This window comes from Gardnerella sp. KA01002 (assembly GCF_049244015.1).
GTDB classification, from domain to species: domain Bacteria; phylum Actinomycetota; class Actinomycetes; order Actinomycetales; family Bifidobacteriaceae; genus Bifidobacterium; species Bifidobacterium vaginale.
The window spans coordinates 450,391-473,052 of record NZ_CP058365.1; the positions used below are offsets into that span (position 1 = coordinate 450,391).

At 41.4% G+C, this 22,662-nt stretch carries 22 protein-coding genes and 1 tRNA gene; 14 read left to right on the forward strand and 9 right to left on the reverse strand.

What is annotated here, in order from left to right; genetic code table 11:
• Nucleotides 1-30 precede the first annotated feature (30 nt).
• The 4 genes from HXT60_RS01685 (at nucleotide 31) to HXT60_RS01700 (ending at nucleotide 3,261) form a co-directional block, all read left to right on the forward strand.
• Nucleotides 31-1,377: a SufS family cysteine desulfurase gene (locus HXT60_RS01685; RefSeq protein WP_116437206.1), complete on the forward strand. Its 1,347-nt coding sequence runs from the start codon at nucleotides 31-33 to the stop codon at nucleotides 1,375-1,377.
• 66 nt (nucleotides 1,378-1,443) lie between these two features.
• A complete protein-coding gene (gene sufU / locus HXT60_RS01690) occupies nucleotides 1,444-2,091 on the forward strand; it encodes a Fe-S cluster assembly sulfur transfer protein SufU (RefSeq protein WP_009994829.1) in 648 nt (215 codons plus the stop codon).
• Nucleotides 2,092-2,144: 53 nt separating this feature from the next.
• On the forward strand, nucleotides 2,145-2,585 hold the full coding sequence (locus tag HXT60_RS01695; protein WP_004137942.1) for a metal-sulfur cluster assembly factor: 441 nt from the start codon (nucleotides 2,145-2,147) through the stop codon (nucleotides 2,583-2,585).
• Nucleotides 2,586-2,598: 13 nt separating this feature from the next.
• Entirely contained in the window at nucleotides 2,599-3,261 is a 663-nt protein-coding gene (locus tag HXT60_RS01700; RefSeq protein WP_162860857.1) for an HAD family hydrolase, read from the forward strand.
• A 25-nt stretch (nucleotides 3,262-3,286) separates the two neighbouring features.
• Here HXT60_RS01700 and HXT60_RS01705 read toward each other — a convergent pair whose 3' ends face one another.
• From HXT60_RS01705 to HXT60_RS01715, 3 genes are all read right to left on the reverse strand, one after another.
• Complete coding sequence (locus HXT60_RS01705; protein WP_421791250.1) at nucleotides 3,287-3,931, reverse strand: DUF4125 family protein; 645 nt, start codon at nucleotides 3,929-3,931, stop codon at nucleotides 3,287-3,289.
• On the reverse strand, nucleotides 3,931-5,970 hold the full coding sequence (locus tag HXT60_RS01710; RefSeq protein WP_421791252.1) for a DUF4037 domain-containing protein: 2,040 nt from the start codon (nucleotides 5,968-5,970) through the stop codon (nucleotides 3,931-3,933). Before HXT60_RS01710 ends, HXT60_RS01705 begins: the two co-directional genes overlap by 1 nt.
• 113 nt (nucleotides 5,971-6,083) lie before the next feature.
• Nucleotides 6,084-6,157 (reverse strand) — tRNA-Pro (locus HXT60_RS01715).
• Between the two features lie 448 nt (nucleotides 6,158-6,605).
• Here HXT60_RS01715 and lysS point away from each other — a divergent pair.
• Together lysS and HXT60_RS01725 are read left to right on the forward strand one after the other, a co-directional pair.
• The gene (lysS, locus tag HXT60_RS01720) at nucleotides 6,606-8,279 is read left to right on the forward strand and encodes a lysine--tRNA ligase (RefSeq protein ID WP_004115592.1); all 1,674 of its coding nucleotides are present in this window, start codon (nucleotides 6,606-6,608) and stop codon (nucleotides 8,277-8,279) included.
• Between the two features lie 128 nt (nucleotides 8,280-8,407).
• Nucleotides 8,408-9,148: a phosphoglyceromutase gene (locus HXT60_RS01725; protein WP_004112459.1), complete on the forward strand. Its 741-nt coding sequence runs from the start codon at nucleotides 8,408-8,410 to the stop codon at nucleotides 9,146-9,148.
• 109 nt (nucleotides 9,149-9,257) lie between these two features.
• Here the strand turns inward: HXT60_RS01725 and phoU are convergent, their stop codons facing one another.
• Nucleotides 9,258-9,938, reverse strand: a complete 681-nt coding sequence (gene phoU, locus HXT60_RS01730; RefSeq protein WP_004112469.1) for a phosphate signaling complex protein PhoU — start codon at nucleotides 9,936-9,938, stop codon at nucleotides 9,258-9,260.
• Nucleotides 9,939-10,157: 219 nt separating this feature from the next.
• Here phoU and HXT60_RS01735 point away from each other — a divergent pair, with 219 nt between their 5' ends.
• A complete protein-coding gene (locus HXT60_RS01735; protein WP_415698928.1) occupies nucleotides 10,158-11,585 on the forward strand; it encodes a sensor histidine kinase in 1,428 nt (475 codons plus the stop codon).
• 23 nt (nucleotides 11,586-11,608) lie between these two features.
• Here the strand turns inward: HXT60_RS01735 and HXT60_RS01740 are convergent, their stop codons facing one another.
• Nucleotides 11,609-11,863, reverse strand: a complete 255-nt coding sequence (locus HXT60_RS01740; RefSeq protein ID WP_032841421.1) for a hypothetical protein — start codon at nucleotides 11,861-11,863, stop codon at nucleotides 11,609-11,611.
• 199 nt (nucleotides 11,864-12,062) lie between these two features.
• Between HXT60_RS01740 and HXT60_RS01745 the strand changes: the two genes are divergently transcribed.
• The 3 genes from HXT60_RS01745 to HXT60_RS01755 all read left to right on the forward strand — a co-directional run bounded on the left by HXT60_RS01745 (nucleotide 12,063) and on the right by HXT60_RS01755 (nucleotide 15,239).
• A complete protein-coding gene (locus tag HXT60_RS01745) occupies nucleotides 12,063-13,067 on the forward strand; it encodes a CHAP domain-containing protein (RefSeq protein ID WP_119675862.1) in 1,005 nt (334 codons plus the stop codon).
• A gap of 161 nt (nucleotides 13,068-13,228) precedes the next feature.
• Nucleotides 13,229-13,984, forward strand: a complete 756-nt coding sequence (locus HXT60_RS01750) for a C40 family peptidase (RefSeq protein WP_004116797.1) — start codon at nucleotides 13,229-13,231, stop codon at nucleotides 13,982-13,984.
• Between the two features lie 211 nt (nucleotides 13,985-14,195).
• The gene (locus HXT60_RS01755) at nucleotides 14,196-15,239 is read left to right on the forward strand and encodes a universal stress protein (protein ID WP_004115580.1); all 1,044 of its coding nucleotides are present in this window, start codon (nucleotides 14,196-14,198) and stop codon (nucleotides 15,237-15,239) included.
• Nucleotides 15,240-15,372: 133 nt separating this feature from the next.
• Here HXT60_RS01755 and HXT60_RS01760 read toward each other — a convergent pair whose 3' ends face one another.
• A complete protein-coding gene (locus HXT60_RS01760) occupies nucleotides 15,373-16,611 on the reverse strand; it encodes a glycosyltransferase (protein ID WP_421791256.1) in 1,239 nt (412 codons plus the stop codon).
• A gap of 91 nt (nucleotides 16,612-16,702) precedes the next feature.
• Nucleotides 16,703-17,122 carry an OsmC family protein gene (locus HXT60_RS01765; RefSeq protein WP_004116790.1) on the reverse strand — a complete coding sequence of 140 codons (420 nt, stop codon included), beginning with the start codon at nucleotides 17,120-17,122 and terminating at the stop codon, nucleotides 16,703-16,705.
• Nucleotides 17,123-17,316: 194 nt separating this feature from the next.
• On the opposite strand from HXT60_RS01765, the gene HXT60_RS01770 reads away from it, so the two are divergent.
• The 3 genes from HXT60_RS01770 to HXT60_RS01780 are packed head-to-tail and all read left to right on the forward strand — an operon-like array spanning nucleotide 17,317 to nucleotide 19,425.
• Nucleotides 17,317-18,189: a thymidylate synthase gene (locus HXT60_RS01770; protein WP_102720633.1), complete on the forward strand. Its 873-nt coding sequence runs from the start codon at nucleotides 17,317-17,319 to the stop codon at nucleotides 18,187-18,189.
• A 48-nt stretch (nucleotides 18,190-18,237) separates the two neighbouring features.
• The gene (locus HXT60_RS01775) at nucleotides 18,238-18,861 is read left to right on the forward strand and encodes a dihydrofolate reductase (RefSeq protein WP_421791258.1); all 624 of its coding nucleotides are present in this window, start codon (nucleotides 18,238-18,240) and stop codon (nucleotides 18,859-18,861) included.
• An 18-nt stretch (nucleotides 18,862-18,879) separates the two neighbouring features.
• Nucleotides 18,880-19,425, forward strand: coding sequence for a low molecular weight protein-tyrosine-phosphatase (locus HXT60_RS01780; protein WP_004112487.1), 546 nt, complete (start codon nucleotides 18,880-18,882; stop codon nucleotides 19,423-19,425).
• A gap of 107 nt (nucleotides 19,426-19,532) precedes the next feature.
• Here HXT60_RS01780 and HXT60_RS01785 read toward each other — a convergent pair whose 3' ends face one another.
• Together HXT60_RS01785 and HXT60_RS01790 are read right to left on the reverse strand one after the other, a co-directional pair.
• Nucleotides 19,533-20,318 (reverse strand): DUF4191 domain-containing protein, encoded by a 786-nt coding sequence (locus tag HXT60_RS01785; RefSeq protein WP_101891869.1) that lies wholly within the window; start codon nucleotides 20,316-20,318, stop codon nucleotides 19,533-19,535.
• Nucleotides 20,319-20,445: 127 nt separating this feature from the next.
• Complete coding sequence (locus HXT60_RS01790) at nucleotides 20,446-21,012, reverse strand: DUF3043 domain-containing protein (protein WP_373271523.1); 567 nt, start codon at nucleotides 21,010-21,012, stop codon at nucleotides 20,446-20,448.
• 206 nt (nucleotides 21,013-21,218) lie between these two features.
• Between HXT60_RS01790 and HXT60_RS01795 the strand changes: the two genes are divergently transcribed.
• Nucleotides 21,219-22,586 carry a dipeptidase gene (locus HXT60_RS01795; RefSeq protein WP_004574952.1) on the forward strand — a complete coding sequence of 456 codons (1,368 nt, stop codon included), beginning with the start codon at nucleotides 21,219-21,221 and terminating at the stop codon, nucleotides 22,584-22,586.
• The last annotated feature ends 76 nt before the right edge of the window (nucleotides 22,587-22,662 follow it).

Below are 22,662 nucleotides of genomic sequence, written 5' to 3' on the forward strand. Positions count from 1 at the left end.
TGTATAAATTTGCTTAAAAGGGGATTTTGAATGTTTAATCATAAAAATCTTGAGACAGATACTGTGTTAATGCACAAGTTTGAAGATTTGAGATCTCAATTTCCAATTTTAAGTCGCAAAGTACATTCAAAACCCTTGATTTACTTAGATTCTGCAGCTACTTCTCAAAAGCCGCAGGTTGTAATCGATGCAGAGAGCGAATTCTATAAGACTATTAATGCTGGCGTGCATAGGGGGGCGCACGAGCTGGCGGCGCTTTCGACAGTTGCCTTTGAAGAAGCGCGTGCAAAAGTTGCAAAACTCGTTGGTGCTTGTAGTGAAGAAGGAAACGAAGAGATTATTGTTACGCCTGGCGCTACAGGAGCGCTGAATCTTCTTGCCACTTCTATTGGAAACGCTACGATTAACGCTAGATTAAATCGCACTGGTTTTGCGGAAGATAACTTAACTTTGCGCCAGCATTTTGTGATTAATGAGGGAGATAATATTGTTGTTTCTCGCGCAGACCATCATTCCGTTTTATTGCCATTCCAAGAGCTTGCGATTCGCTCTGGCGCGGAGCTTCGATGGATTGATGTAAGTGAAGATGGTCGAGTGCGGGCGGACGCGGATTATTTGAGCACGATTGTTGACGAGCGCACGAAAATAGTTGCAGTTACGCATATTAGCAATGTTACTGGCGCAATCACGGATGTTTCGCCGATTTGTAAGCGTGCGCATGAGGTTGGTGCAATTTTTGTTCTTGACGCATGCCAGTCTGTTCCGCATATTCCAGTTGATTTTCATGCGCTAGATGTTGATTTTGCAGCATTTAGCGCGCATAAAATGTATGGTCCTACGGGCGTTGGGTTCTTGTATGGACGCCGCAATCTTTTGAACAGTCTTCCACCAGCCAATTTTGGCGGTTCAATGGTGGAGCTTGCGTGGCTTAACAAGCCGGCGCAATACATGGATGCACCTTATCGTTTTGAGGCAGGAACTCAGCCAGTTGCACAAATGGTTGCTGCAGGAGTTGCAGCGGATTGGCTGCGCGCGTTGGGCATGAACCGAGTTGCAGAGCATGAGAAGGAACTTGCTGCAGAATTGTTGAAATTACAGGATGTTCCAGGCGTTCGCGTGCTTGGGCCGCTTGATTTAAGCAACCGTATTGCAACGGTTTCTTTTGAGGTCGAAGGCGTGCATCCGCATGACGTTGGACAGTTTCTGGATGCGCAAGGAATTGCGATTCGCGTTGGACATCATTGCGCTCAGCCGATTCATCGTCATTTTGGCTTGTATGCTTCAAATCGTGCATCTGTTGGAGTTTATAACACAATCGAAGAAGCTCGCGCGCTTGTGGAAGCTGTTTCCCATGTTCGCGCATACTTTGGCGCATAGTATTGTCAAATAAAATTCAAATAGAATTCAAATAAAATACTGTTTAATAACAAATAAGGAGAGCATATGTTTGATATGAGTGTTGACGACGGTAGTGGCTTAGAAAGCATGTATCAAGAAGTGATTTTAGATGCTGCTAGAAATCCGCACGGAAAAACACATTTTTCAAACACAGAAAGTCTTTCTAAAGCAGAAGAGCAGGAAGAGAAAGTTGAGGAGGCTTCGGATAAGTCGCCAGCAACCGATGAGTTTAAAAACGATTCTAATATAACAATTACAAATCATCATGAAAATTGTGCTGTAGAAGCTAATAAAGATTATGCATTAGGAAAATCTCATCAATTTAACCCAACTTGTGGAGATGAGGTTACGATGCATGTGGAACTAGCTAAAAATGCTGACAATTCAAGCAATGCGTTTGTTAAAAGTATTAAGTGGGATGGCCATGGTTGCTCAATTTCGCAAGCGAGTCTTTCGATTATGGTTGATTTGGTTGAGGGAAAAACTGTTGCGGATGCCTTGCGATTGGCTGCGCTTTTCCACAAGCTTATGGAATCTAGGGGAGCGGGATTAGAAAACGAGCAAGACGAAGATGAGTTGGAAGATGCAATGGTTTTTCAAGGCGTTTCTAAATATCCAATGCGAATCAAGTGCGCGTTGCTTGCATGGGAAGGCTTAAAAGACGGTATTGCAAAGGCTATTGAGGCTTTATAAAATCTTATGTGGCTTTATAAAATCGCAGTGTAACACTAAAAATAAGGAATATTATGGCAGAAAATCAAGCTCAATCTCAGATCAACGTGAATAGCATCGGTCGCGTAACTGAGGAAGACATTCAGGATGCTTTGCATGATGTTGTAGACCCAGAGCTTGGAATTGACGTAGTGGATTTAGGTTTAGTTTACGGGATTGAAATTGATGAGCTTGGACGCGCGATTATTACGATGACGCTTACAACGCCTGCTTGTCCTCTTACAGATTTGATTGAAGACGAATGCGCGAGTGCGCTTGTTGGATTAGTTGATGAATTTCGTATTGATTGGACTTGGAAACCGCGTTGGAGTGTTGAAAATATTACGGAAGATGGGCGCGCGCAGCTTGAGGCGCTTGGCTATAATTTGAACAATTTGCCTGCTAGCTTTGGTGCTGGAATTGGTGTTGGTGCTGGAATGTCGTCCTATGCCGGAGGAATTTCGCCAACTGAATAATTTAGGATTTGTAATGATTTGCACAGAAGATGTTTCGCCTAATCGCAATGATTGCAAGAATAGTTGTGATTATTGCGATTTATGCGCGCAAAAAATTATTGAAAACGGCATAACAGATGTTGTTTTTGACTTGCATCTTCTTGTTGATTGGGATGCGCGTCGCACGTTGGAATCGTATTACCCAGATTATATTGGCGAGGTGCTGTTTAGCTATGAGCCAGAATGGGGTTTTGAGTTTCACGAGGCTTTGCGTGAATCAGGATGGAGCATTGAGCGTGCGCTTGAATCGTTTAGTGAGCATCATGGTCCTGCCGTAACTTGGCTTTATCGCTTGTATTTTGAGAATTTTTTACACGGATTTTTAGGGGAGCGAGCGCGTTTTGCGGCTGTTGCTCGCGATTTAACTGCAAAAGGTGTGCGCGTTTGGGCGCTGGGAAATGCTTCACAAGAGTGGGTTGATTGCGCGCGCACAACTTGCCCAATACTTGGCGAGATAAATGGCGTTAGCGCATCTTATGAATATCATTTGCGCAAGCCGAATATTATGATTTATAGAGATTTTTTGAGCAAAAATGGTTTGAGCGCATCTTCTACTGTTTTTGTTGAATCTGATTTGCGTAGTTTAAAAACTGCACAAAGAATTGAGTGTGCATTTGCAAAACTATTCACACTGTAATAAAACTATTCACGCTATAGTTGACTCAACATTTGTCGGCTGCTTCGAGTGAATCGTAGCCATACATGCGCACAGTATTTGTAATAATCATTTGCGTTAGATTTAGATTTTTCGCTGTTAAATCTTCTATAAAAGCCTTATATTTAGCAAAAGTTTCGGCGGAATACGTGCTTAATTCTCCTCGTAAATACGTTTCAAAAGATGTATTTTCTTCTGTATCTTCGCTTGTTTTTAGAACGCGCATCGCAAGACCTAAATGAGTGTATCGATCGCGAAAATCATCCGCCCATTTAACTTGCGTTAAAATAATCTGCTCCTGCGCACTTTTTATGGGTTCTAAAATCGGCTTAATATAAGGCTTAATTGTGCGCTCAAAAATTTCTGGCGCAGTAGACTCCATCATTCGTGCATATTTTTCTGTTATCAAATTTCTGCCATTGCTGTCAGCGCGCTCAAGATCTTTCTTATAAGACTCTTGCAAATCCAGAGGCCAAGTTAAAAATTGACTCATGCGCATAATGCGGAAAGTTTGCCAATCTTCCTGGCAATTCGCGCGTCCGCCTTCGTTTTGCGTAAGCTGGAATTGCTGCCATTCTAGTTTTGTAATTTCTTCTGCAAGATTTTGCGTTTTTGGATTTTGCGTTTTTGGATTTGATAATGAATCGCACATCATAAGCTCCTTAAGCACGTTGCGCGCGAATTAATATGCGCTTCAACATACGGGCGTTGCCATTCTAAAAACGTTTCATTGCAATCGCTCAAACCTTGATATTTAAGCTCTTTCACTACTTCGTTGCACACGTTTTGAATAATCTCGTTTATTTTAGATTCAGCTTCGCTGCTGCCTTTTGTGCCTTCGCCAAATCCGATTCCGCCAAAGCACGCCGCACTACTTAGTCGCATAAGCGATTCAAGTTGATTTGCTACGCCAGAAAGCCTAGACGCCATTCGCGCGCTTAGCTTGCGTAAAGCTGCAAATTGCCACTTATAATATGGCAAATATCCTGCACTTATTGGGTTATTTAGCAAAAATACGATTGAAGCGGTTGCGCTCACAAACTCGTTTATAGAAAGCCACGCTGCAGCTCCGTCTTTTCGCGCTAGCATTCGTTGAACATTGTATTGACCTGCTTGAGCCATCATGCCAAGCCTTCTAGAGATTAGCGAGATTCGCACATCGTCTGGCATAAGCTTAAAACTTTGACGCGCTTTGCTAAATTCTCCAAGTGGGTCTGCAAAAATTTGGCCGTTCGTAGCTGCAGCAAGCGTTGGCTCGCTTAACGAAAGCCATAAATGCGGCTCGTTTTGACTTGGTGCAGTAGAAAATCCCGTTATGTTTTCAAAAAATTCGCTTATGCTAAATACTCCAACTCGCTTGCTTCCTTCGCATGATTTAGCGCGTGGAGTTTCTTCGCGAGAGCCAAATCCAGCGTATTCTTGCGGAAGAGAATCGTAAGCTGCTTGCAAATTATCGCCAATTTTCGCATAGTCTTCATCTGTAAGCCACATGCAGAATCCTGGGCCAAAATCGTGATCGCGCGAAATCTCGTCGTCAAATCCGTAGCATTCCGATCCGTGACCAACTAATCCTGCAGCTATGCGGTTTTTGTAGTCTTTAAATTGTTCAAGTTCAAGCAGTGGTTTTCCATAAGTTTGCCAATATGATTTTGCAAGTTGCATGCCGTTTTTTATTTTTGGATTATCTTCTGTTTTTACAGTTTTGATTGATTTTATGGTTTTATTTGACTCTGGCTGCAATTGGGCGGTTGCTGGCGATTTTTCCGAATCGTATTGAATCGTATCCGTCGCGCTTTTCGCCGTAAATTTTTCTTCTGCATCCTGTGCTTGCTGCAGATTCTCCAACGTTATAGCATATGACTCGCTATCTTTTCCGTAACATTGTGCTATTAAATCTAGAGCTTCACTGTACGCTTTTACAGCGTCGGAATACTCTTTTCGTGCGTATTGAACTTGCGCATATCCAGCTAAAGCAGATGCATAATGCGGTTGATTTTGGTTATTTCCATTTTTGTATATTTTTAAACTCATTTGTGCGTGTTCAAAAGCAGAGTTAAGAGTTGCAGATTTGCTGTTAGTGCTTGCGTTAGGCTGCGAGCACTCTTGCAAAATCGCAAGCGCAATATTGGTGTGAGTTGCTGCTATATCTATGTCTGTTGAAGGATTGACACTCGATTTTTGCAATATTTCAAGCGCAATATTAAGTTCATTAATTGCTTCGCTCGTGTTGCCTGTTTCGCTGTAAAGCATTGAAAGATTGTTGTGCAGAGCTGCGAGCTTTCTATCGTTTGGTTTTAGTGTTTTCGATGATTCTTTAATAGCTTGAGAATATATTTCTGCTGCGCGCTCATAGCTGCCCGCGGCTCGTAGGCTAGTAGCAGCGTTTATAAGCGTGGTTGTGCCAGCTTCGCTGCCTGCTAAATCCATCTTTTTTGACAAATCTAGCGCATTATCAATTATTGGCTTGTTTTTTGCGTGTTCTCCTCTAGACCTATAAAATCCCATCAACTCGTTTAACACAGATAGTTGCAATGCTTGAGCGTTTGCTTCTGCGTGGTTTGTTGCTTCTTGGTTTGCTTTTGCTTGCGATTGGTTGAGCGCATTTAGCAGGTATTTTTCGATTTCTTGCGCGCTTGTGTGGCTTGCAAACATATTGTCTAATTCTTTATAAAATTGCGAAACGCTTAACATTTAAGCCACCTTGCTTCTTGCGATTAAATTCCGTTTTGCTCACTACTCAATCATAGCGAATTATTTGTTTATACGAGTGTTGTAATATGCGCGATTGTGCAAAAAATCAAAAGTCGGGCTGGTGGGATTTGAACCCGCGGCCTCTTCGTCCCGAACGAAGCGCGCTACCAAACTGCGCTACAGCCCGATGTCGATTGTGCGAACTCAATAGAGATTGCACATCGTGAATCCATCTTATGAATACATGACGCAGCTACATGTTGTAATTGCGCATGCAACACTCCGACAACGTGGTTATAATAGCGTGAACTTGCTACAAATTAACAGTGTGTGTCGTTGTCAAATAAATTCTTTTAAAATTTTATTAAAAATTCACTTGTATTCTTTTGCAGCTGCATGGTCTCCGCAATATTTGCAAAATGATGTAACTTTTCGTAAATAATTTTGTATATCTTAATAAAATAATAAAAAGTTTTACTGTAAATGTATTTTTCTTTCGAAAACAGAAAAATATAAATATTTCTATAAAAATGTATATTTGTTGCAAAAATGATTAGCGCAATCGATCTAGTAACACAATAAAATGCATTTGCGACTCGCTTACCTGTATTCCCTAGTAGCTACAATTGGCGTTTATGACTGACACGAATACTGCAATGTCTGCCGCACAAAACGCCGCAGAAAATGACGTAACAGATAACGCCAATGAAATTGACACCGTTGAGCATGCTGAGATGCTGCTCGCTCAAGATGAGGCTATTGCTAAGCGCGTAAATGATGGTGCTACTCTTGACGAAGCAATTGATCCAAGCAATAAAGAGTTTGGTCCACTTGCGCACCCAGAGCAGGTGCAGATGCGTGTTGCTAAGCGCGCGATGATGCTTAAGGAGGGTGTGCAGCCATACCCAGTGCATCTTAATGTTACGGATACTATCGAAAAGGTTCGTGCTGATTTTGATGGCAAGCTTGAAGCTGGCGAAGAAACTGATACCGAGGTTGGTATTGCAGGTCGCGTGCTTTTCTTGCGTAATGCTGGTGGCTTGTGCTTCGTTAAGCTTGCTGCTGGTGACGGCACTACGATTCAGGCGATGGTTTCCAAGAAGGAAATTGGCGAAGAATCTATTAAGAGCTTCAAGCAGATGGTTGATTTGGGCGACCATTTGTATGTTCGCGGTCGCGTTATTTCTTCTAAAACTGGCGAGCTTTCCGTATTCGCAACTGAGTGGGCAATTGCAGCTAAGGCTTTGCAGCCACTTCCGGCTTTGCATAAGGAATTAAGCGACGATACTCGTACGCGCAAGCCTTATATTGGCATGATTGCGGACGAGAAGATTCGCGATATGGTTCGCAGGCGTTCGCATGCCGTGGCTTCTCTTCGCCGCACTTTCGACAGCCACGACTTCTTGGAAGTCGAAACACCAATGTTGCAAACGGTTCACGGCGGTGCTGCTGCTCGTCCGTTCACAACTCACATGAATGCTTTCGACATTGATCTTTATTTGCGTATTGCGCCAGAGCTTTTCTTGAAGCGCTGCTTGGTTGGTGGCATTGACCGCGTGTTTGAAATCAACCGTGATTTTAGAAACGAAGGCGTAGACGCAACTCACGCTCCAGAGTTTACAATGCTCGAAGCTTACCAAGCTTATGGCACTTACGATACGATTGGAGCTCTTACTAAAGAGCTGATTCAAAAGGCTGCTGTCGACGCTTTCGGCTCCACTAAGGTGACTTTGCTTAACGGCGAAGAGTACGATTTTGGCGGCGAGTGGAAGCAGATTACCATGTACGGCTCGCTTTCTGAGGCTTTGGGCGAGGAGATTACGCCGGAAACTTCTGTTGAGCATTTGGGTGCGATTGCAGACAAGCTTGGCGTTGAGCGCGACGAAGTGGAGAATCACGGCAAGTTGGTTGAGCACTTGTGGGAGCACTTCTACGAGGATAAGCTTTATGAGCCAACGTTTGTGCGCGACTTCCCAGTGGAAACCAGCCCACTTGTTAAGGGTCACCGTACTAAGCCAGGAATGGTTGAAAAGTGGGATTTGTATGTGCGTGGCTTTGAGCTTGCAACCGGCTACTCCGAGCTTAACGATCCTGTTGTGCAGCGCGAGCGCTTTGTTGCTCAAGCTAAGGATGCTTTGGCTGGCGATGTTGAGGCAATGGATATTGACGAGGACTTTATTGAGGCTCTCGGCGTCGGTATGCCTCCTGCTGGCGGCATGGGAATGGGTATTGATCGCTTGCTGATTGCGCTTACGGGCGCAACTATTCGCGAGACGATTACGTTCCCACTCGTTAAGCCTCTTCGCTAATTGATAGATTTTAGTAGATTGTAAAGCCGTTGGATGTCGTTTAAACATTCATCGGCTTTTCTATTAAATTTTTCGTGTTTGTTTACTTTTATGCAAGTAGTCTTACGAAACGAATAGACTGGGTAACTATGACATATAAATTAGTATTGCTCCGACATGGTCAGAGCGCATGGAATAAGACCAATCAGTTCACTGGTTGGGTTGATGTACCGCTGACTGAGCAGGGTGTCGAGGAAGCTAAGCATGGTGGCGAGCTTCTTAAAGAGAAGAACGTTCTCCCAGACATCGTGTTCACTTCTTTGCTTCGTCGCGCTATCAATACCGCGAATTACGCGCTTGATGCAGCCGACCGCCTGTGGATTCCAGTTCGTCGCAGCTGGCGTTTGAACGAGCGTCATTACGGTGCTTTGCAAGGTAAGAATAAGTCTGAGATTCGTCAGGAATATGGCGATGAGAAGTTCATGATTTGGCGTCGTTCTTACGCAACTCCACCTCCTGAGATTGATCCAAACGATGAGTATTCTCAGACGAATGATCCTCGTTACGCAGGCGATCCGGTTCCAGAAACTGAAGCTTTGGCAAACGTTGTGACTCGTGTAACTCCTTACTGGGAGTCCGATATTATTCCAGAGCTTAAGTCTGGCAAGACTGTGATGATTGCTGCTCACGGCAACAGCTTGCGCGCAATCGTTAAGATGCTTGACAACTTGAGCGAGGAAGAGATTTCCAAGGTGAATATTCCAACCGCTATTCCTCTGCTTTACGAGTTGGATGAGAACTTTAAGCCAATCAAGCCTCGTGGTGAGTATTTGGATCCAGAAGCTGCTGCTGCTGGTGCTGCCGCTGTGGCTGCTCAGGGTCAGAAGTGAGATTCTGATTAGTTTAAATTAAAAAAGTAGGTCTGCAACTAAATCTGCAGACCTACTTTTGTTTTACAAGCATACTTTTGTTTTGAATTTCTATTCAAAAACTGTATTTTTATGCCACAACTGTGTCTTTATCTGGTTCTGGTTTTTTAGTTGGGTCAAATCCTGAAACAATAAATACTACTTGTCTTGCTGCAGCAACTGAATGATCGCCTATGCGTTCCATGAATCTGCTTAGAAGCACTAAGTCAATCAACTGTTTTCTAGTGCCGTTCCAATTTTCGCCTTCTACAAGAGCAAAAATGTCTTCATGTAGCTTATCCATCTTATCGTCGCCGTGAATAATTGCATCGGCTACTTGAACATCTCGCTTTGAAAGCATGTCAGTTAGTTGCACAGAAAGAACACGAAGGAAGCTAACCATCGCCTCAACTGTTTCTTTTGCTTGGCTTGGTATTGCGGAATCAGGCCATGTGCGTCTTGTGATTTGTGCAACGTGACTTGTTAAATCGCCCATGCGTTCAAAAGTCGCAGCCAAACGCATGGTTGCCACTACTTCTCGCAAGTCTGTTGCAACAGGATTTTGTCTAGCTAGCAATGTTAAGCATTGATCTATAACGCTAGCTTCTAGTGAATCTAGTTGAGCATCATTGTCTATAACTGTTTGTGCAGATTCTAAATCAGCATTTAATAAAGCATTTCCAGCATCGTTCATTGCTTTTGCAACAAGCTCAGCCATGCGTTCGATGTTTGATGCAACTGCTTTCATTTCTTCGTTGAAAATCACTCGCATGGTGTGTCCTTTCTTTTTTGGTGCCTGTGTTGACTTATATTGCAGTTGTATATTGCCAACGTGTATTGACGTTTTTTGTTTTAAAATTATTTTGTTTTAAACTAAACCCTAATCAAGTATAGACTATTCAAAGCACGTATAAGCGTATGCTTAGTTGTGTTTTTGTAGAATGTTAGTCGAATATTAAAATGTGAGAGCATTGTAGTATTCTTTAAGAGTATGTTTCAGGATTCTACATCTTCGCCATTGGTTGTATTTGTAGTGTTTGCTTTGATTGCGCTTTGTGTTGCAATTGTTGTTGTTATGTTTGTTGTTGATTCTCTTTTCCCAATATTTCGTAGTATTTTTAGACCGTTTTTTAGTTCTGTTGTAAATCCTATAGCAGGTGGTTTGCGTAGGATTTTTCGTAGTAGCTTTAAGAAGATCTTAAAAATTTTAGGTAAACGTAATTTTGGTGATGATGAAGATGATGAAGATTCAGTTGATAATAATTCAGATGATATAAGTTCAGATGCGTGTGCGATTTTATCCATGCTGTCTGCTGCGACTATTGTTATCGATGCTGATAATGATGTTTTACGAGCTAGTTCTGATAGTTATACGCTTGGTGTTGTTGTTGATGATTCTATTGTTCAACCGCGAGTTCTGGATTCTGTAAATCGTGTGCGCGAGTCTGGCGGTTTTGAGAGTTTTGATTTAGTTACTTTTACTCCTGAGCGGTATATAACTATTGGTAAAGACTCTGATTTTAATGGTAATTTTGATGGTGACAGTGCTGTGTTATTAAAATCAGCTACGGTTGCTGGCGACTTTTCCTCGAATAAAACTGATAAATCGTCTGATGCGTCTACAGTTTCTAGACCTAATTGGCTTAATGTTACTGTTGGAAGTGTTGGAGCAGGCAAGGTTGTTGTTATTTTAAATGATACGAGTGCTGCGCATCGTTTTGAGCAGACTAGAGATGATTTTATAAGTAATGTTTCTCAACAACTTATTAGCTCTACTCGAATGATCTCTAGTCTTATAGAACTTTTGCAGGATAATAATGTTGCTCTTAATCGTGTTAAGGAAGTGTCTTTAAAAGCTCAGAGGTCTTCTAAACGCTTGGAACATATGTTGGAAGATCTTCTGCTTCTTATGAGTGCTCAGAAGCCTATAGATGTGTCTAAGGCGAGTGCTGTGAACGTCTTGAACGTGTTAAAAGATGTTCAGAATCAGGTTTCAGATCTTGCTTTGAGCCGAAATGTGCGTCTTTGCGTTAAGTCTGATTCTTCGCTTAGTGTTCTAGGCAGTTTTTCACAAATCAGCGCTGCCGTGCGTAAACTTGTTGAGAATGCTATTATCTATTCTTCAGCAAATAGCAGTGTGGCGATTTCAGCGTTAAAGTCTGATGACTCTCAGTTTGCAGTGATTCGTGTTGTTGATTGTGGCTCTGGTATTGCGTTGCGTGATCAGCCTCGCATTTTCGAGCGTTTTTATCGTTCGGATAACCAGAATGACGGCAGTCAGGATGGTGTTGGTTTAGGTCTTGCTATTGCTAAGCACGTGGCTCTTACTCATCACGGTAGCATTACATTGTGGAGTAGACCAGGGCAAGGTACTACGGTTAATTTTGCGATTCCGCTTTCAAGATCGGATGCAAAATAGTTCGCTTAATCGTATTAAGCGTTTTACTTTCCTAGTCTTCTATAATCCCAACGGTCAAAGTGTTCCCAGATTAAAAGCAAAATACCTATTACGAATCCGCTAAGGCAAACTATAGCAAAAAACCATAGTAGAAAGTGCAAGATTGCGAGCACAACAGTGATTATTGATGCTATAAGCCATAAAACTGTTCCAGCCATAAATGCTTTGCACAGGTCTACGCGCAATGGCTTTGGTGCCTCTTTGCGTGCATCTGGGTTAATAATCGGTGCTAGCTTCATATGATTAACCATACATCTAGTGATGTCTAATATCAATTTTTGGTTATATTTTTTTGATGATATACGTTTATGATATACGTTTAAATTTTGCTATTTTCTTTTTCGACACTATTTTTATCACATCCGTACCACGTTGTAGTCTTGAGCTTTGTAGGTGCCGTTTTGACGTGATACTTTAACAATTCGGGAGTGGTTTTTTATGAGACATGGTGCACATGGTGCTAAGAAAGCAAAGGGGCGTTTCGTTTCGCCTTTTATGCTTTTTTCGTCTTCTCATATTTCCAGTGCTACTTCTGAGCGTTCTACCGAAGCGGTTTGTGCGAATAATGGTGCAGTTGTGGGTTTGAGCGAATCTGTGGCTCAGAGTTTGCAAATGTCTTCTGCTCCTCGTACTCGTCGCGAGATTCGTTTAGCTCGCGAATCTAGAGAACGTAAGAATTGTATTATTGTTTCTACGTCTTTAGTAGCTATAGTTGGTGCTGCATTGACGTCTATGGCTTTGAGCAAGACTAATGGTTTTGGTTCTTTTGCTTCAAAGCAATATGCTTCTGAGATTAGTTTTTCCAATGATTCTAATGATCAAGCTGCTTCTCGTTCTAGTCAGCGTGAAAAGTTAGATCGTGCTGATAAATATTTGAAGTTCAACAGTGCTGTTGCTGGTCTCGAAGCTGATTTAAACGCTTTCTCTACTAGATCGTCTCATGAGTCTAAGTGGGATTTAGGTTCTAATTCAGATTTTAAAGTTTCTGAAATGTCTAAGTCTTCTGCGAATAATCCGCAGGTTGCTATTTTAATGGATTCAGACGTTAATTCTTTGCCTGCTGGATTTAATCCAAATCATAGTTCTGGTGATTCTGGGAATGCATATGAGTTTAGCCAGTGCACTTGGTGGGTTTATATTCGTAGGCATCAGCTTGGTCTTCCTGTTGGTTCTAATATGGGAGACGGCTGGATGTGGGCTTTGACTGCTCGAAAACTTGGATATTGGGTAGATCGTACGCCTCGTCACGTTGGCGATATTATGGTGTTTGGTCGCGGTCAGGCTGGCGTTAATCGTACTTATGGTCATGTTGCTGTTGTTGAAAAAATTAATCCTGATGGTTCTATTGAAACATCTGAGTCTAGTGCGGAGCTTCATGGTAGGACCTTCTCTAGGGTTGTAAATCCGAATGAAACTTCAGCTTTTGAATTTATCCATTACTAGATTATTTTGCATTTTAATATTTTGACATTTTAATATTGATATCTGTTACTGCGTTTTGCGGTTTTCTAGTCTATTCTGGCTGTTATGCGTGTAGGCGTGCATTGTTGTGCTGTAAATAGTGCGTGCAAATTTTGTTTGTGGTCTTAGTTTGTAGTATTAACATGCTAACATCGCTAGTGATGATTAAGCGAGATAAGATTTTTTCTTCTGTATTTGCAGGTTTTGTATCTGCAGCGCTGGTTGCTGCTATGATTCCGCTTGCTTGTGCTTCCGCTTCTGCTGAAGAATCAGCAGTTACATCTACACGTTCTTTCCCTAAGATTACTGATGTTAAGCGTGATTTGTTTACAGAATCCACTTCTACCGATGTTGATGCTAATTCTCATTGGGGCAGTATTGAGTCTTTGGATGTTCCGCAGACTAAAAGTGCTGCTGAACTTGCGCTTGAACAGGCTCGCCAGCAACAACAGGCACAGAATAATTCTGCTGATGGCTTCGACGATGCTGCAAGTCGTTCTGGAGCGCGTAATGGCGTTGGACCTATGACGTACTTTGTTGCTCCTCCAGATAATCAGTCTGTTTCGGCGATGCTTAATTTTGCGGCTCAGTTTTTAGGTAAAGTGCCTTATCGTTCTGGTGGTACAAGTCCTGCTGGCTGGGATTGCTCTGGTTTTGTGCAGTACGTTTTTGCCAATATGGGTATTTCTTTACCTAGAACTTCTGGAGCTCAGGCCACTGTAGGTACGGCTGTTCCGAGTTTAGCTCAGGCTCAGCCTGGTGACATAATTGCCAATGGTGCTCATGCATCTATTTATGTTGGCAATGGAATGGTTATTAATTCTCAGTACGCTGGAACTCAGTATGATCCTATTAGATACGTTTTTTCGGGATCTTATTCTATTCGTAGAATCTTCTGACAATTTGATTTTGAGTGGTATTCATGATTTTATGGATACCACTTTTAGTTTTGTTAGTAGTTTTGATACGTTTTTAGGCTATTTTTAATTAATTTTGCCATTAATCCTTAGGTTTGTTGTGTCGCGATAGACGCGACTACCTTAAACGCGCTATTCTAGTATTTAAAGTATTTAAGAAAATAAAAAATCGCGCGATGCTAGGAGGATCTAGATGGCACAAGGTGTTATTACACAAGAAAAAGCTGTTCTTGTAGGTGTTGATGGTTCTCATGCGAGCTATAAGGCTGTATGGTGGGCATCTAATTATGCTAAGCATGCTGGATTACAGCTTCAAATAGTTTGTGCATATTCTTTACCTAGTTATGCAGCTGTATCTTTTGATGCGACTTATACTGCGATTGGCGATGATAATGTTGCTCATCAAGATGCACAGGAGATTCTTTCTAAAGCAAAAGCTGTAGCTTTAGAACAGGGTGTGGATGCAACAACGTTAATCGTTACTGGCGATCCTTCTTCTGTGTTTGTAGAGCTTTCTAGGAACTATCAGCTTATTGTTATTGGTAACCGAGGTAAAGGTGGATTGGCTGAGCGTTTGCTTGGCACAACAAGTTCTTCGCTTCCAGCCTACGCTTATTGCCCAATCGTTGTTGTTCCATATACGGATGATGATGGTCAGCGAATCCACTTGAATAATAAGATTTCTAAGATTGCTGTTGGCTCCGACGAGTCTAAGTGGGGATTAAAAGCTCTTGAGATTGCTGCAGATTTGGCTGATAGTTGGAATGCACAATTAGATGTGATTTCTGCTGTTCCTAGCGTTCAGGGTGCAGAAGGTGACACTGCTGTTATGGGATCTTATATGGAAGATCTTGATGAGAGAGTAAAGCCTATTTTGCAGCGTTTGCCAAATCTAAAGATTCATCGTTCTGTAGTTCCAGGTTCTGCTGTAAACGCTTTGACTCAAGCGAGCTTAAACAATGATTTGGTTGTTGTGGGTTCACGAGGACGTGGTGGTTTTACAGGATTGCTTCTTGGTTCTATTAGCCAAGGTTTGTTGCAGCATTCTTCTAGACCGGTGTATGTGGTTCCACGTAAGTATGTGGAGTTAAGCGCTGCTCAAGTAGCACAGCAGTCTAAGGTAAGTAATGATACTAGTGCTATTGATTCTATAAGTGGCGTTCATACAGTTGATGTTCCAAAAGCTGGTGTGGAAGCTGCTAAAGAAATCGAGCAAACTATTGATCCGCTTCACTAGTAGTTTGTAGTAGAGAAGTAGCTTGTAGTAGAAAATAGCGTCCAAAGCACTAAAACAGTGTTTTGGACGCTATTTTGTTGCAAAGCTAGCCCAGGCATGTACTATGTGCTTTTTATTTGTTTAAGTTTGATTTTTACTTGTTTTTAAGTAAAAATCGTGCGCGTCTTTTTTCGCGAGCAGCGCGTTTTTTAGCAAGTTCGTTATTGTTCATTTCAATAGCAAGTTTATAAATTTTAATTAGCTCTTGAGCTTGCTTTTTAAAGTCATTGTTCTTTGAGTATTCGAGAACATTTGCTTTTAGTTGTGCTTGCTCTTCTTCACTCATGTTAAGAACGTGACTAAACACTTGCTTAAAGTCTTCTTTAGAATCCCACTGATAACCATTTTTGCCACTAATAATCTGATTCTCATTAGGGATATCGTGCTTTACGAGAGCAAATAATCCAGATGCCATGGCTTCAAGCATAGAAAGTGAATGCATTTCCGATAGGGAAGCGGTAGTGTAGTAGTCCATAGCGTGCAAATACTTAGGGATCTGCGTGTGTTCAATAGGGCCAAGTAGGTAGATTCTATCTTCAAATCCTTTGCTAGCTACTTTCTTACGCAAGTCTTCTAAATCAGGTCCTCCGCCAATAACAACGAGTCTAGCTAATTCGCGTGGAAAATCGCAATACATAAAGTTGTCAATAAGCTCAGAGATATTCTTTTCTGCTCCGATTCTTCCAACAAAAACGAAGAGTTTCGTGGAATCAGCAATACCGTATTTTTTACGGAATTCTTTTCTAAAAGCAATTCGCTCTGGTGTAGGCAAGAACTTTTTATATTCAACTGCATTGCTAAGAACAACAACTTTTTTATCGACTTTTTGACGATCAATATAAGCTTGAGCCTTAGCGGACATACTAGTGATAATTGTTGCATTTTTAGAAAATCGCGTAAAATATTTTGCTGAAATATTCCTAGAAAACTCTGTAAAATGCTTTAGACCAATATAAAACAGGAACTTATCGTACTCTGTATGAAGAGTATAAATAACAGGAACATGTTCTTTTTTAGCAACTTCTAGACCTATTTCACCAATACCAAACTCATTTTGTATATGAATAACATCTGGTTTAAAGTTGATAGGGAATTTTTTGCGCATGTTTCCAATCGGAATTGCAACTCTATACTTGTATAGCTTTTTAAGAAGTATTCCTGGAACGTATACAACTCCGTCTACAAGCTTAGTTTTTCGCTGTCTTTCAGATCCAACCGTAACAACAAGAACCTCGTGTCCAAGTTCCTCGTACATTTTTTTAAGCATGTAGGATTGTGTTGCTACGCCATTTATGTATGGTGGATATGTTTCTGTAAAAATCGCGATTTTCAAAGTTTCCTCCAGTTACATAAATAGCTCTAACAACGTTAAAAGTGTAGCATTGTGTAAGTTATTGCGCCACAAATTGTGATTTTTAGCGTTTTTAGTGTCTTACATTTACTGTTACACGCACTTGCGCACCGCGTTCAAGAGTGTGCTTAACTGTGCAACCCTTGTTGATATGTCTTTCCATGCGTTCTTTTAGTTCTTTTGCATTTTCATCGTTTAAAGCAGGTTTTGCGCTTGTAGCATCAACTGTTACATCCTCTTGGAATCTTAAGTAAGTTCCTTCTTCTGGATCATAAGTTCCATTTACAAGAACTCGAGCGCCTTTTCCTTCTCCGAGCGCATGTTCAACAGCGTATTGGCTGCTTAAAGCTGTGCAACCAGCTAGAGCTATTTGCATTAGTTCCACAGGTGAAAATTGTCCTTCTCCTTTACCAAATTTTAGTGTTGCACCATCATCACTTTGTGCTTGCCAAGACCCGTCTTCTAAACGTTCAACCCATATTCTTCTAGTCATTTTTGCTCCTTTGCATTTTTATACATTAACACATTGTGATTATGTTTGTGCTTATGTCTATTTGTTTTTAACTTTTATTTTTTAAGACAAACCTATTATAACTAGCATGCTTTGATTTCAGTTTGATTCTTGTTCTTATATTTCTTATATTTACTTTTGGTGGTGTTGAATTTAGCTAATGATAAAATAATCTCATGGCTTTAACTCAAGAAGAACTTGCGGATATCCGCTCTCGCGTACCACAGAAACCTACTTCCGATATTCCTACACCTTATGAGGATTTGGTTAGAAAAATACTTATGGAAGGTACTTTAAAATCGGATCGCACTGGTACTGGAACAATATCTCTTTTTGGTCAACAAATTCGATTTGACTTAAGCAAGAGTTTTCCGCTTATAACCACAAAAACAGTGTTCTTTAAGGGACTTGCATATGAGCTTCTTTGGTTCCTTAAAGGTTCTAGTAATGTGCGCTGGTTGCAAGAAAACGGTGTGCATATTTGGGATGAGTGGGCAGATGAAAATGGCGATTTAGGTCCTGTTTACGGCGTTCAGTGGCGTAGTTGGCCAGCGCCTACGCAAGAAAATCCTAATCGAACAATCGACCAGATTGCAAACGTTATGGAGCTTATTAAAAATCATCCAGATTCTCGTCGAATGATTGTCAGTGCTTGGAATCCTGCAGAAGTAGAGAATATGGCTTTGCCGCCTTGTCACTCGCTTTTCCAGTTCTATGTTGCTGACGGCAAGCTTTCTTGCCAGCTTTACCAGCGTTCTTGCGATATGTTCCTTGGCGTGCCATTCAACATTGCTTCTTACTCGCTTTTAACAATGATGATGGCTCAGCAAGCAAGATTGGAACCAGGAGAGTTCGTGTGGACAGGTGGCGATTGCCATATTTACGATAATCACGTAGAGCAAGTGCTTGAGCAGCTTTCGCGTGAGCCGTACCCGTATCCGCAGCTTGAGATTCGTAAAGCTGATTCAATTTTTAGCTACGACTATAGTGATTTTAAGGTTGTTGATTATAAGCATCATCCTACGATTAAAGCTCCTGTAGCTGTGTGATCTTATTTATTAGTTGCTTATTAGTTTGAGTTTTTGACTAGGAGTTTTATGGCAAACGATATTCCTGTGCGTTTAATTTGGGGGCAAGCATACGATTTGGAAGGCCGCGTAGGCGCAATGGGTGTAAATGGTGGTATGCCATGGAGACTTTCCCCAGATTTGCGCTATTTTAAAGCCATGACAATTTCTTGCCCAGTAATAATGGGTAGGGGAACTTGGGATTCTATGCCAGAAAAGTTCCGTCCTCTTCCTGGGCGAGAAAATATCGTTGTTTCTAGGAATCCAGATTTTAATTCAGATGGTGCAAAAAGTTTTACAAGCATTGAAGAAGCAATATGTTACGCAAAAAAATGGATTGAAGATAATCCTATTGAGCATGTAGATTCTTCAGATTTGCCTAAAGATGGTAGCGCAGTTTGGATTATTGGTGGCGGAGCAATTTTTAGAGAAGTGATTGAGTCGCAAATTGTTGACGCTGCATATGTAACTCAAATTGACACTAGAGTAGAAGCTGATACGTTTGCTCCTAACATTCAGAAACTTATAGATGATGGATTGTGGAAAGTTGCACGTGATGGTGATTGGCAGGAATCGCCTATAAAAGTTGGTGCAAAACAATTCGACGCAAAATACAAGTTTATGGTATATAAGCCAATTAAAGCTAAAAAATAAGCTAGATTAAGGATATGTATGGAATCTTTAAACAAAATTCACGTAGATGCTAAGCATCCGTATGTTGTTATGACGGTTTGTACAGGGAATATTTGCAGATCGCCAATGGCAGAAATTGTTTTGCGTAACGAGTTTAAGCTTAGAGGATTAAGCGATGTTGTTGCTGTAAAATCATGTGGCGTAAGTGACGAAGAATACGGAAATCCGATTGATAGACGTGCGCAAAGAGAGCTTAAAAGTAGGGGTTATTCTTTGCCGTTAAGCCATTTTGCGCATAGGATTGAGCGAGATGAAATAGAAGAGACGAATCTTTTTCTTCCAATGACTGCTTCGCATATGCAATCTTTGCTCAGGATTATTCCGCCACAAAAGCGTAGTCTTGTTCACATGTATAGGTCTTTTGATCCGTCTTTAGAAAAGCCACAAGTTGGTCGCGAAGCTGTTTTGGATTTGGCGGACCCATGGTACGGAGGTCCTAAAGAGTTTGAGATTGCAATGGATCAAGTGGAGGAGTGTGCTCCTTACATTGTGGATTGGGTAGAGTCGCAGATAACGCGCGAATAATAATTGCGTAAAGTCATATAAAGTCGCTTAAAATATATTAAAACCAGACGAACCAATTGGAACGTCTGGTTTATTTTTATGCCTTTTATTTAAATAAAACCTACGATTTATTTTCCTCTTAAAGCTCTGCGACTTACTCGAGGAGCATGAGTTGGGTCAATTCCTTTTGGAATACCGAACCCAGATTTGCCCTGTAGCGTACGCAAACGATCATTCAAAATTGCAAGCTCAGTTTTAGTGAGGAAGAAGCGACGATTAGGGTGAATCATCTTAAACAAAGCAAACTTGTGATTTGTAGGCATTAAAGTTTTAGCTTTTAAAACCTTACTTCTTAGATCCCTAAGTTTAACTTGATTTTCACCATTACCGACGCAAATGCGGTAAACAGGAATATTAGATCCTGCTGTAACACTTTTAATCGCGTGCTCTTGGCGATTCATAGCTTGGCTTAAACGCTCATAGTTACCTTCGCCAACAAGGAAGATTCCGTTAAAACCAGTTCCTCTCCAAATAGCATCTTTTGTGCGAGGATCAACCCACACAGGTTGTTGAGGGAAAGTAAATCCGCCTTTGTTAATAGCAGATACAATGCCAGCCGCAGCTCCAGGCTTTCCTTCTAGTCTTGCATAGCCAACCTTATCTGCGCGTTTAGTGAGAACAACAGTAAACAGTAAAAGACCCAGCATAAGTGCTGTTATTACCATCATAATCCAAGTCAAAATGGACCATCTAAGAATAACACCAGCTACAATGCACAGCACAACAGGAGCTACAAAAGCTAAGCCAAGCCAAAGTGGAAGCTGCTTATCGTCTGTATGCGTGTACTTGTAGATACGCATAATTTGTGAAATCATGCCTGGCTTCTTAATGCCTTTTGGTTTATCGTTTGCCATTTGCGTTTATCCCCTAATACATAATATTAGCGTTTTATTGCTTTGTATTTTGTTGCTTTATTGCTTAGTAATCATACCCTAAACACGCTTATGCTATAAATCATAGCTTTGTTAGTATACTAGCGATTTATTTAGGCCAATTACCGCGCTTTGGTGTACTTGGCTTTGGGAGTCTCCATCTGCGCATTTGTATTGCTCGACTGCAAGCATACATAGCAGATCTAGAGCTTTTGCCAACAGAAACTTCGCCGTATCGCTTAACAAGCTCTTTACGAAGCTTGCGCCACATTATTATAACGTCAATAATTGCAGCAAAAAGATATGCGTAAAGAACAATCGCAAGAGCAAAATATAGAGCAATATACTTAGTGGATAAGAAGTTTTGAGTTAAGAATATGCAGAGCATAATAACGATTGCAAACGGCACAAAAAATTCGCCAATATTGAAACGCGCATCTACATAATCTCTAATATAAACTCTCCATGGAAGCTGCTCTGACTTTGGCATATGAGCTAAGTCTCCATTTTTCATCGCATCGTATTGAGCATTTTCTTTTTCGCGCAATCTGGCTCGCGCAGCCTTTGCGCTTGCTTTTCTATCCGTTGGAACTAACGGTCTAAGATTCTGCGCTGTAGCTTCGCTTTGCTTCGGCGTTGGAGCGTTTTTTGTGCGAGTCTTTGCCTTATCTTCTATTTTATTTTCACTATTTTCATTAGTCGCTGATTGATTGCCATTTTGTGCACCATTATCAGCAGATTTTTTTACGAATGGATTCCATGTCATGTTTGCAGATTACCCAACAGACTAGACGCGTTATGAGCAATTTCGTTGGTTATGAATAGTCTGATAGTAGTAATTCAACTAATGTTTTTACTAATCTACTGTTTTTTGGAGGACTTATGGCTAGTTTAGAGGTTGCTGATGTGCGTTCGCGCGTGCAAAACGCTTGGGAAGACGTTATTAGCGTATTAAATAAGAAGATCTCTTTAGGAGCTGTTTCTGCTAAAGGCATTACTGGAGATCATATGCGTGCTTCGGCTGAGTATGTGGCTGAAGTTTTGCGCGAAGTGGGTGTAGATGCTCGCGTTGAGCAGTCTCAGAATCCGGATGGTACTCCTGGAGCTTTTGAAGTAGTTGGATCTCGTATTGTGGATCCTAGCGCTCCAACTGTTTTGCTTTACGCTCATCACGATGTTCAGCCTGTTCCAGATGCAAGCGAATGGAATACTGATCCTTTCAAAGGAACTGAAGTAGATGGTCGCTTGTATGGCCGCGGTAGTGCTGATGATGGCGGCGGAATTGCAATTCACTACGGTGCTTTGCGCGCTTTAAGCGAAGATTTAGGCGTAAATATTAAGGTATTTATTGAAGGTGAAGAGGAAATGGGCTCTCCAAGTTTCATTCCATTCATCGAAGCTCATAAAGATGAGTTTGAATCAGACGTTATTATTGTTGCCGACTCTGGAAATTGGTCTGCGGATGTTCCAAGTCTTACGACTAGTTTGCGCGGAAACACTACTGTAGACGTTAAAGTGAAAGTTCTTGGACATCAGGTTCATTCTGGACAGTTTGGCGGACCAATTTTAGACGCATACACGCTTGCTTCAATGCTTATTGCTTCTCTTTATAACAAGGAAGGTGATTTGGCCGTTCCTGGAATTGAATCGCAAGAGCCTGTTGGCGGTTTGCAACGTGATTTGGATGAGGCTCAAGTTCGCGCAGATTCTTCAGTAGTGGATTCTTACAAGCTTGCTGGTACTGGTTCCCTTGCTGCTCGTATGTGGACTAAGCCTAGCTTGACTGTTATTGGTATGGATGCTCATCCAGTAGAGGAAAGCTTTAATGTGATTGCTCACGAAACGCGTTTGCGACTTTCGCTTAGAACTGCGCCTTGCCAGCGTCCAGAAGAAGCGCAAAAAGCTTTGAGCGACTTTTTGGCCGCAAACGCCCCATTCGGTGCGCAAGTTACTGTAGAGCCAGTTGACAATGGTATGGGTTGGGCTATGGATCCTGATGCTGTAGCAACTAAGGACGCTTTAGCTTCTATGAAGGATGCTTTTGGCGTGGATCCTATTAACAAGGGCGAAGGTGGTTCGATTCCATTTATTCCAGAATTGCAACGAATTTTCCCTAAAGCTCAGGTTTTGGTGACTGGACCTGAAGATCCAAAGTCTAATGCGCATAGTCCTAACGAGTCGATTTCTCTTTCTGGCTTGAAATCGAATATCGTAACTGAAGCTTTGCTTTTAGATCGTCTAACTAAGTAAACTTAACAACTCGTATACAATCGCTATATAAAATTTTAGCGTTTGTATACGAGTCTACGCAATGACGTAAAATCTT

Excerpts from the sequence above, each read along its gene's own strand:
- HXT60_RS01780 (WP_004112487.1), top strand. The coding sequence starts at position 18,880 with ATGGAATCTTTAAACAAAATTCACGTAGATGCTAAGCATCCGTATGTT.
- HXT60_RS01740 (WP_032841421.1), bottom strand. The coding sequence starts at position 11,863 with ATGAAGCTAGCACCGATTATTAACCCAGATGCACGCAAAGAGGCACCA.
- HXT60_RS01745 (WP_119675862.1), top strand. The coding sequence starts at position 12,063 with ATGAGACATGGTGCACATGGTGCTAAGAAAGCAAAGGGGCGTTTCGTT.
- HXT60_RS01710 (WP_421791252.1), bottom strand. The coding sequence starts at position 5,970 with ATGTTAAGCGTTTCGCAATTTTATAAAGAATTAGACAATATGTTTGCA.
- HXT60_RS01750 (WP_004116797.1), top strand. The coding sequence starts at position 13,229 with ATGCTAACATCGCTAGTGATGATTAAGCGAGATAAGATTTTTTCTTCT.
- HXT60_RS01725 (WP_004112459.1), top strand. The coding sequence starts at position 8,408 with ATGACATATAAATTAGTATTGCTCCGACATGGTCAGAGCGCATGGAAT.
- lysS (WP_004115592.1), top strand. The coding sequence starts at position 6,606 with ATGACTGACACGAATACTGCAATGTCTGCCGCACAAAACGCCGCAGAA.
- HXT60_RS01695 (WP_004137942.1), top strand. The coding sequence starts at position 2,145 with ATGGCAGAAAATCAAGCTCAATCTCAGATCAACGTGAATAGCATCGGT.
- HXT60_RS01755 (WP_004115580.1), top strand. The coding sequence starts at position 14,196 with ATGGCACAAGGTGTTATTACACAAGAAAAAGCTGTTCTTGTAGGTGTT.
- HXT60_RS01795 (WP_004574952.1), top strand. The coding sequence starts at position 21,219 with ATGGCTAGTTTAGAGGTTGCTGATGTGCGTTCGCGCGTGCAAAACGCT.
- HXT60_RS01775 (WP_421791258.1), top strand. The coding sequence starts at position 18,238 with ATGGCAAACGATATTCCTGTGCGTTTAATTTGGGGGCAAGCATACGAT.
- HXT60_RS01785 (WP_101891869.1), bottom strand. The coding sequence starts at position 20,318 with ATGGCAAACGATAAACCAAAAGGCATTAAGAAGCCAGGCATGATTTCA.
- HXT60_RS01705 (WP_421791250.1), bottom strand. The coding sequence starts at position 3,931 with ATGTGCGATTCATTATCAAATCCAAAAACGCAAAATCCAAAAACGCAA.
- HXT60_RS01700 (WP_162860857.1), top strand. The coding sequence starts at position 2,599 with ATGATTTGCACAGAAGATGTTTCGCCTAATCGCAATGATTGCAAGAAT.
- HXT60_RS01770 (WP_102720633.1), top strand. The coding sequence starts at position 17,317 with ATGGCTTTAACTCAAGAAGAACTTGCGGATATCCGCTCTCGCGTACCA.
- sufU (WP_009994829.1), top strand. The coding sequence starts at position 1,444 with ATGTTTGATATGAGTGTTGACGACGGTAGTGGCTTAGAAAGCATGTAT.
- HXT60_RS01685 (WP_116437206.1), top strand. The coding sequence starts at position 31 with ATGTTTAATCATAAAAATCTTGAGACAGATACTGTGTTAATGCACAAG.
- phoU (WP_004112469.1), bottom strand. The coding sequence starts at position 9,938 with ATGCGAGTGATTTTCAACGAAGAAATGAAAGCAGTTGCATCAAACATC.
- HXT60_RS01765 (WP_004116790.1), bottom strand. The coding sequence starts at position 17,122 with ATGACTAGAAGAATATGGGTTGAACGTTTAGAAGACGGGTCTTGGCAA.
- HXT60_RS01735 (WP_415698928.1), top strand. The coding sequence starts at position 10,158 with ATGTTTCAGGATTCTACATCTTCGCCATTGGTTGTATTTGTAGTGTTT.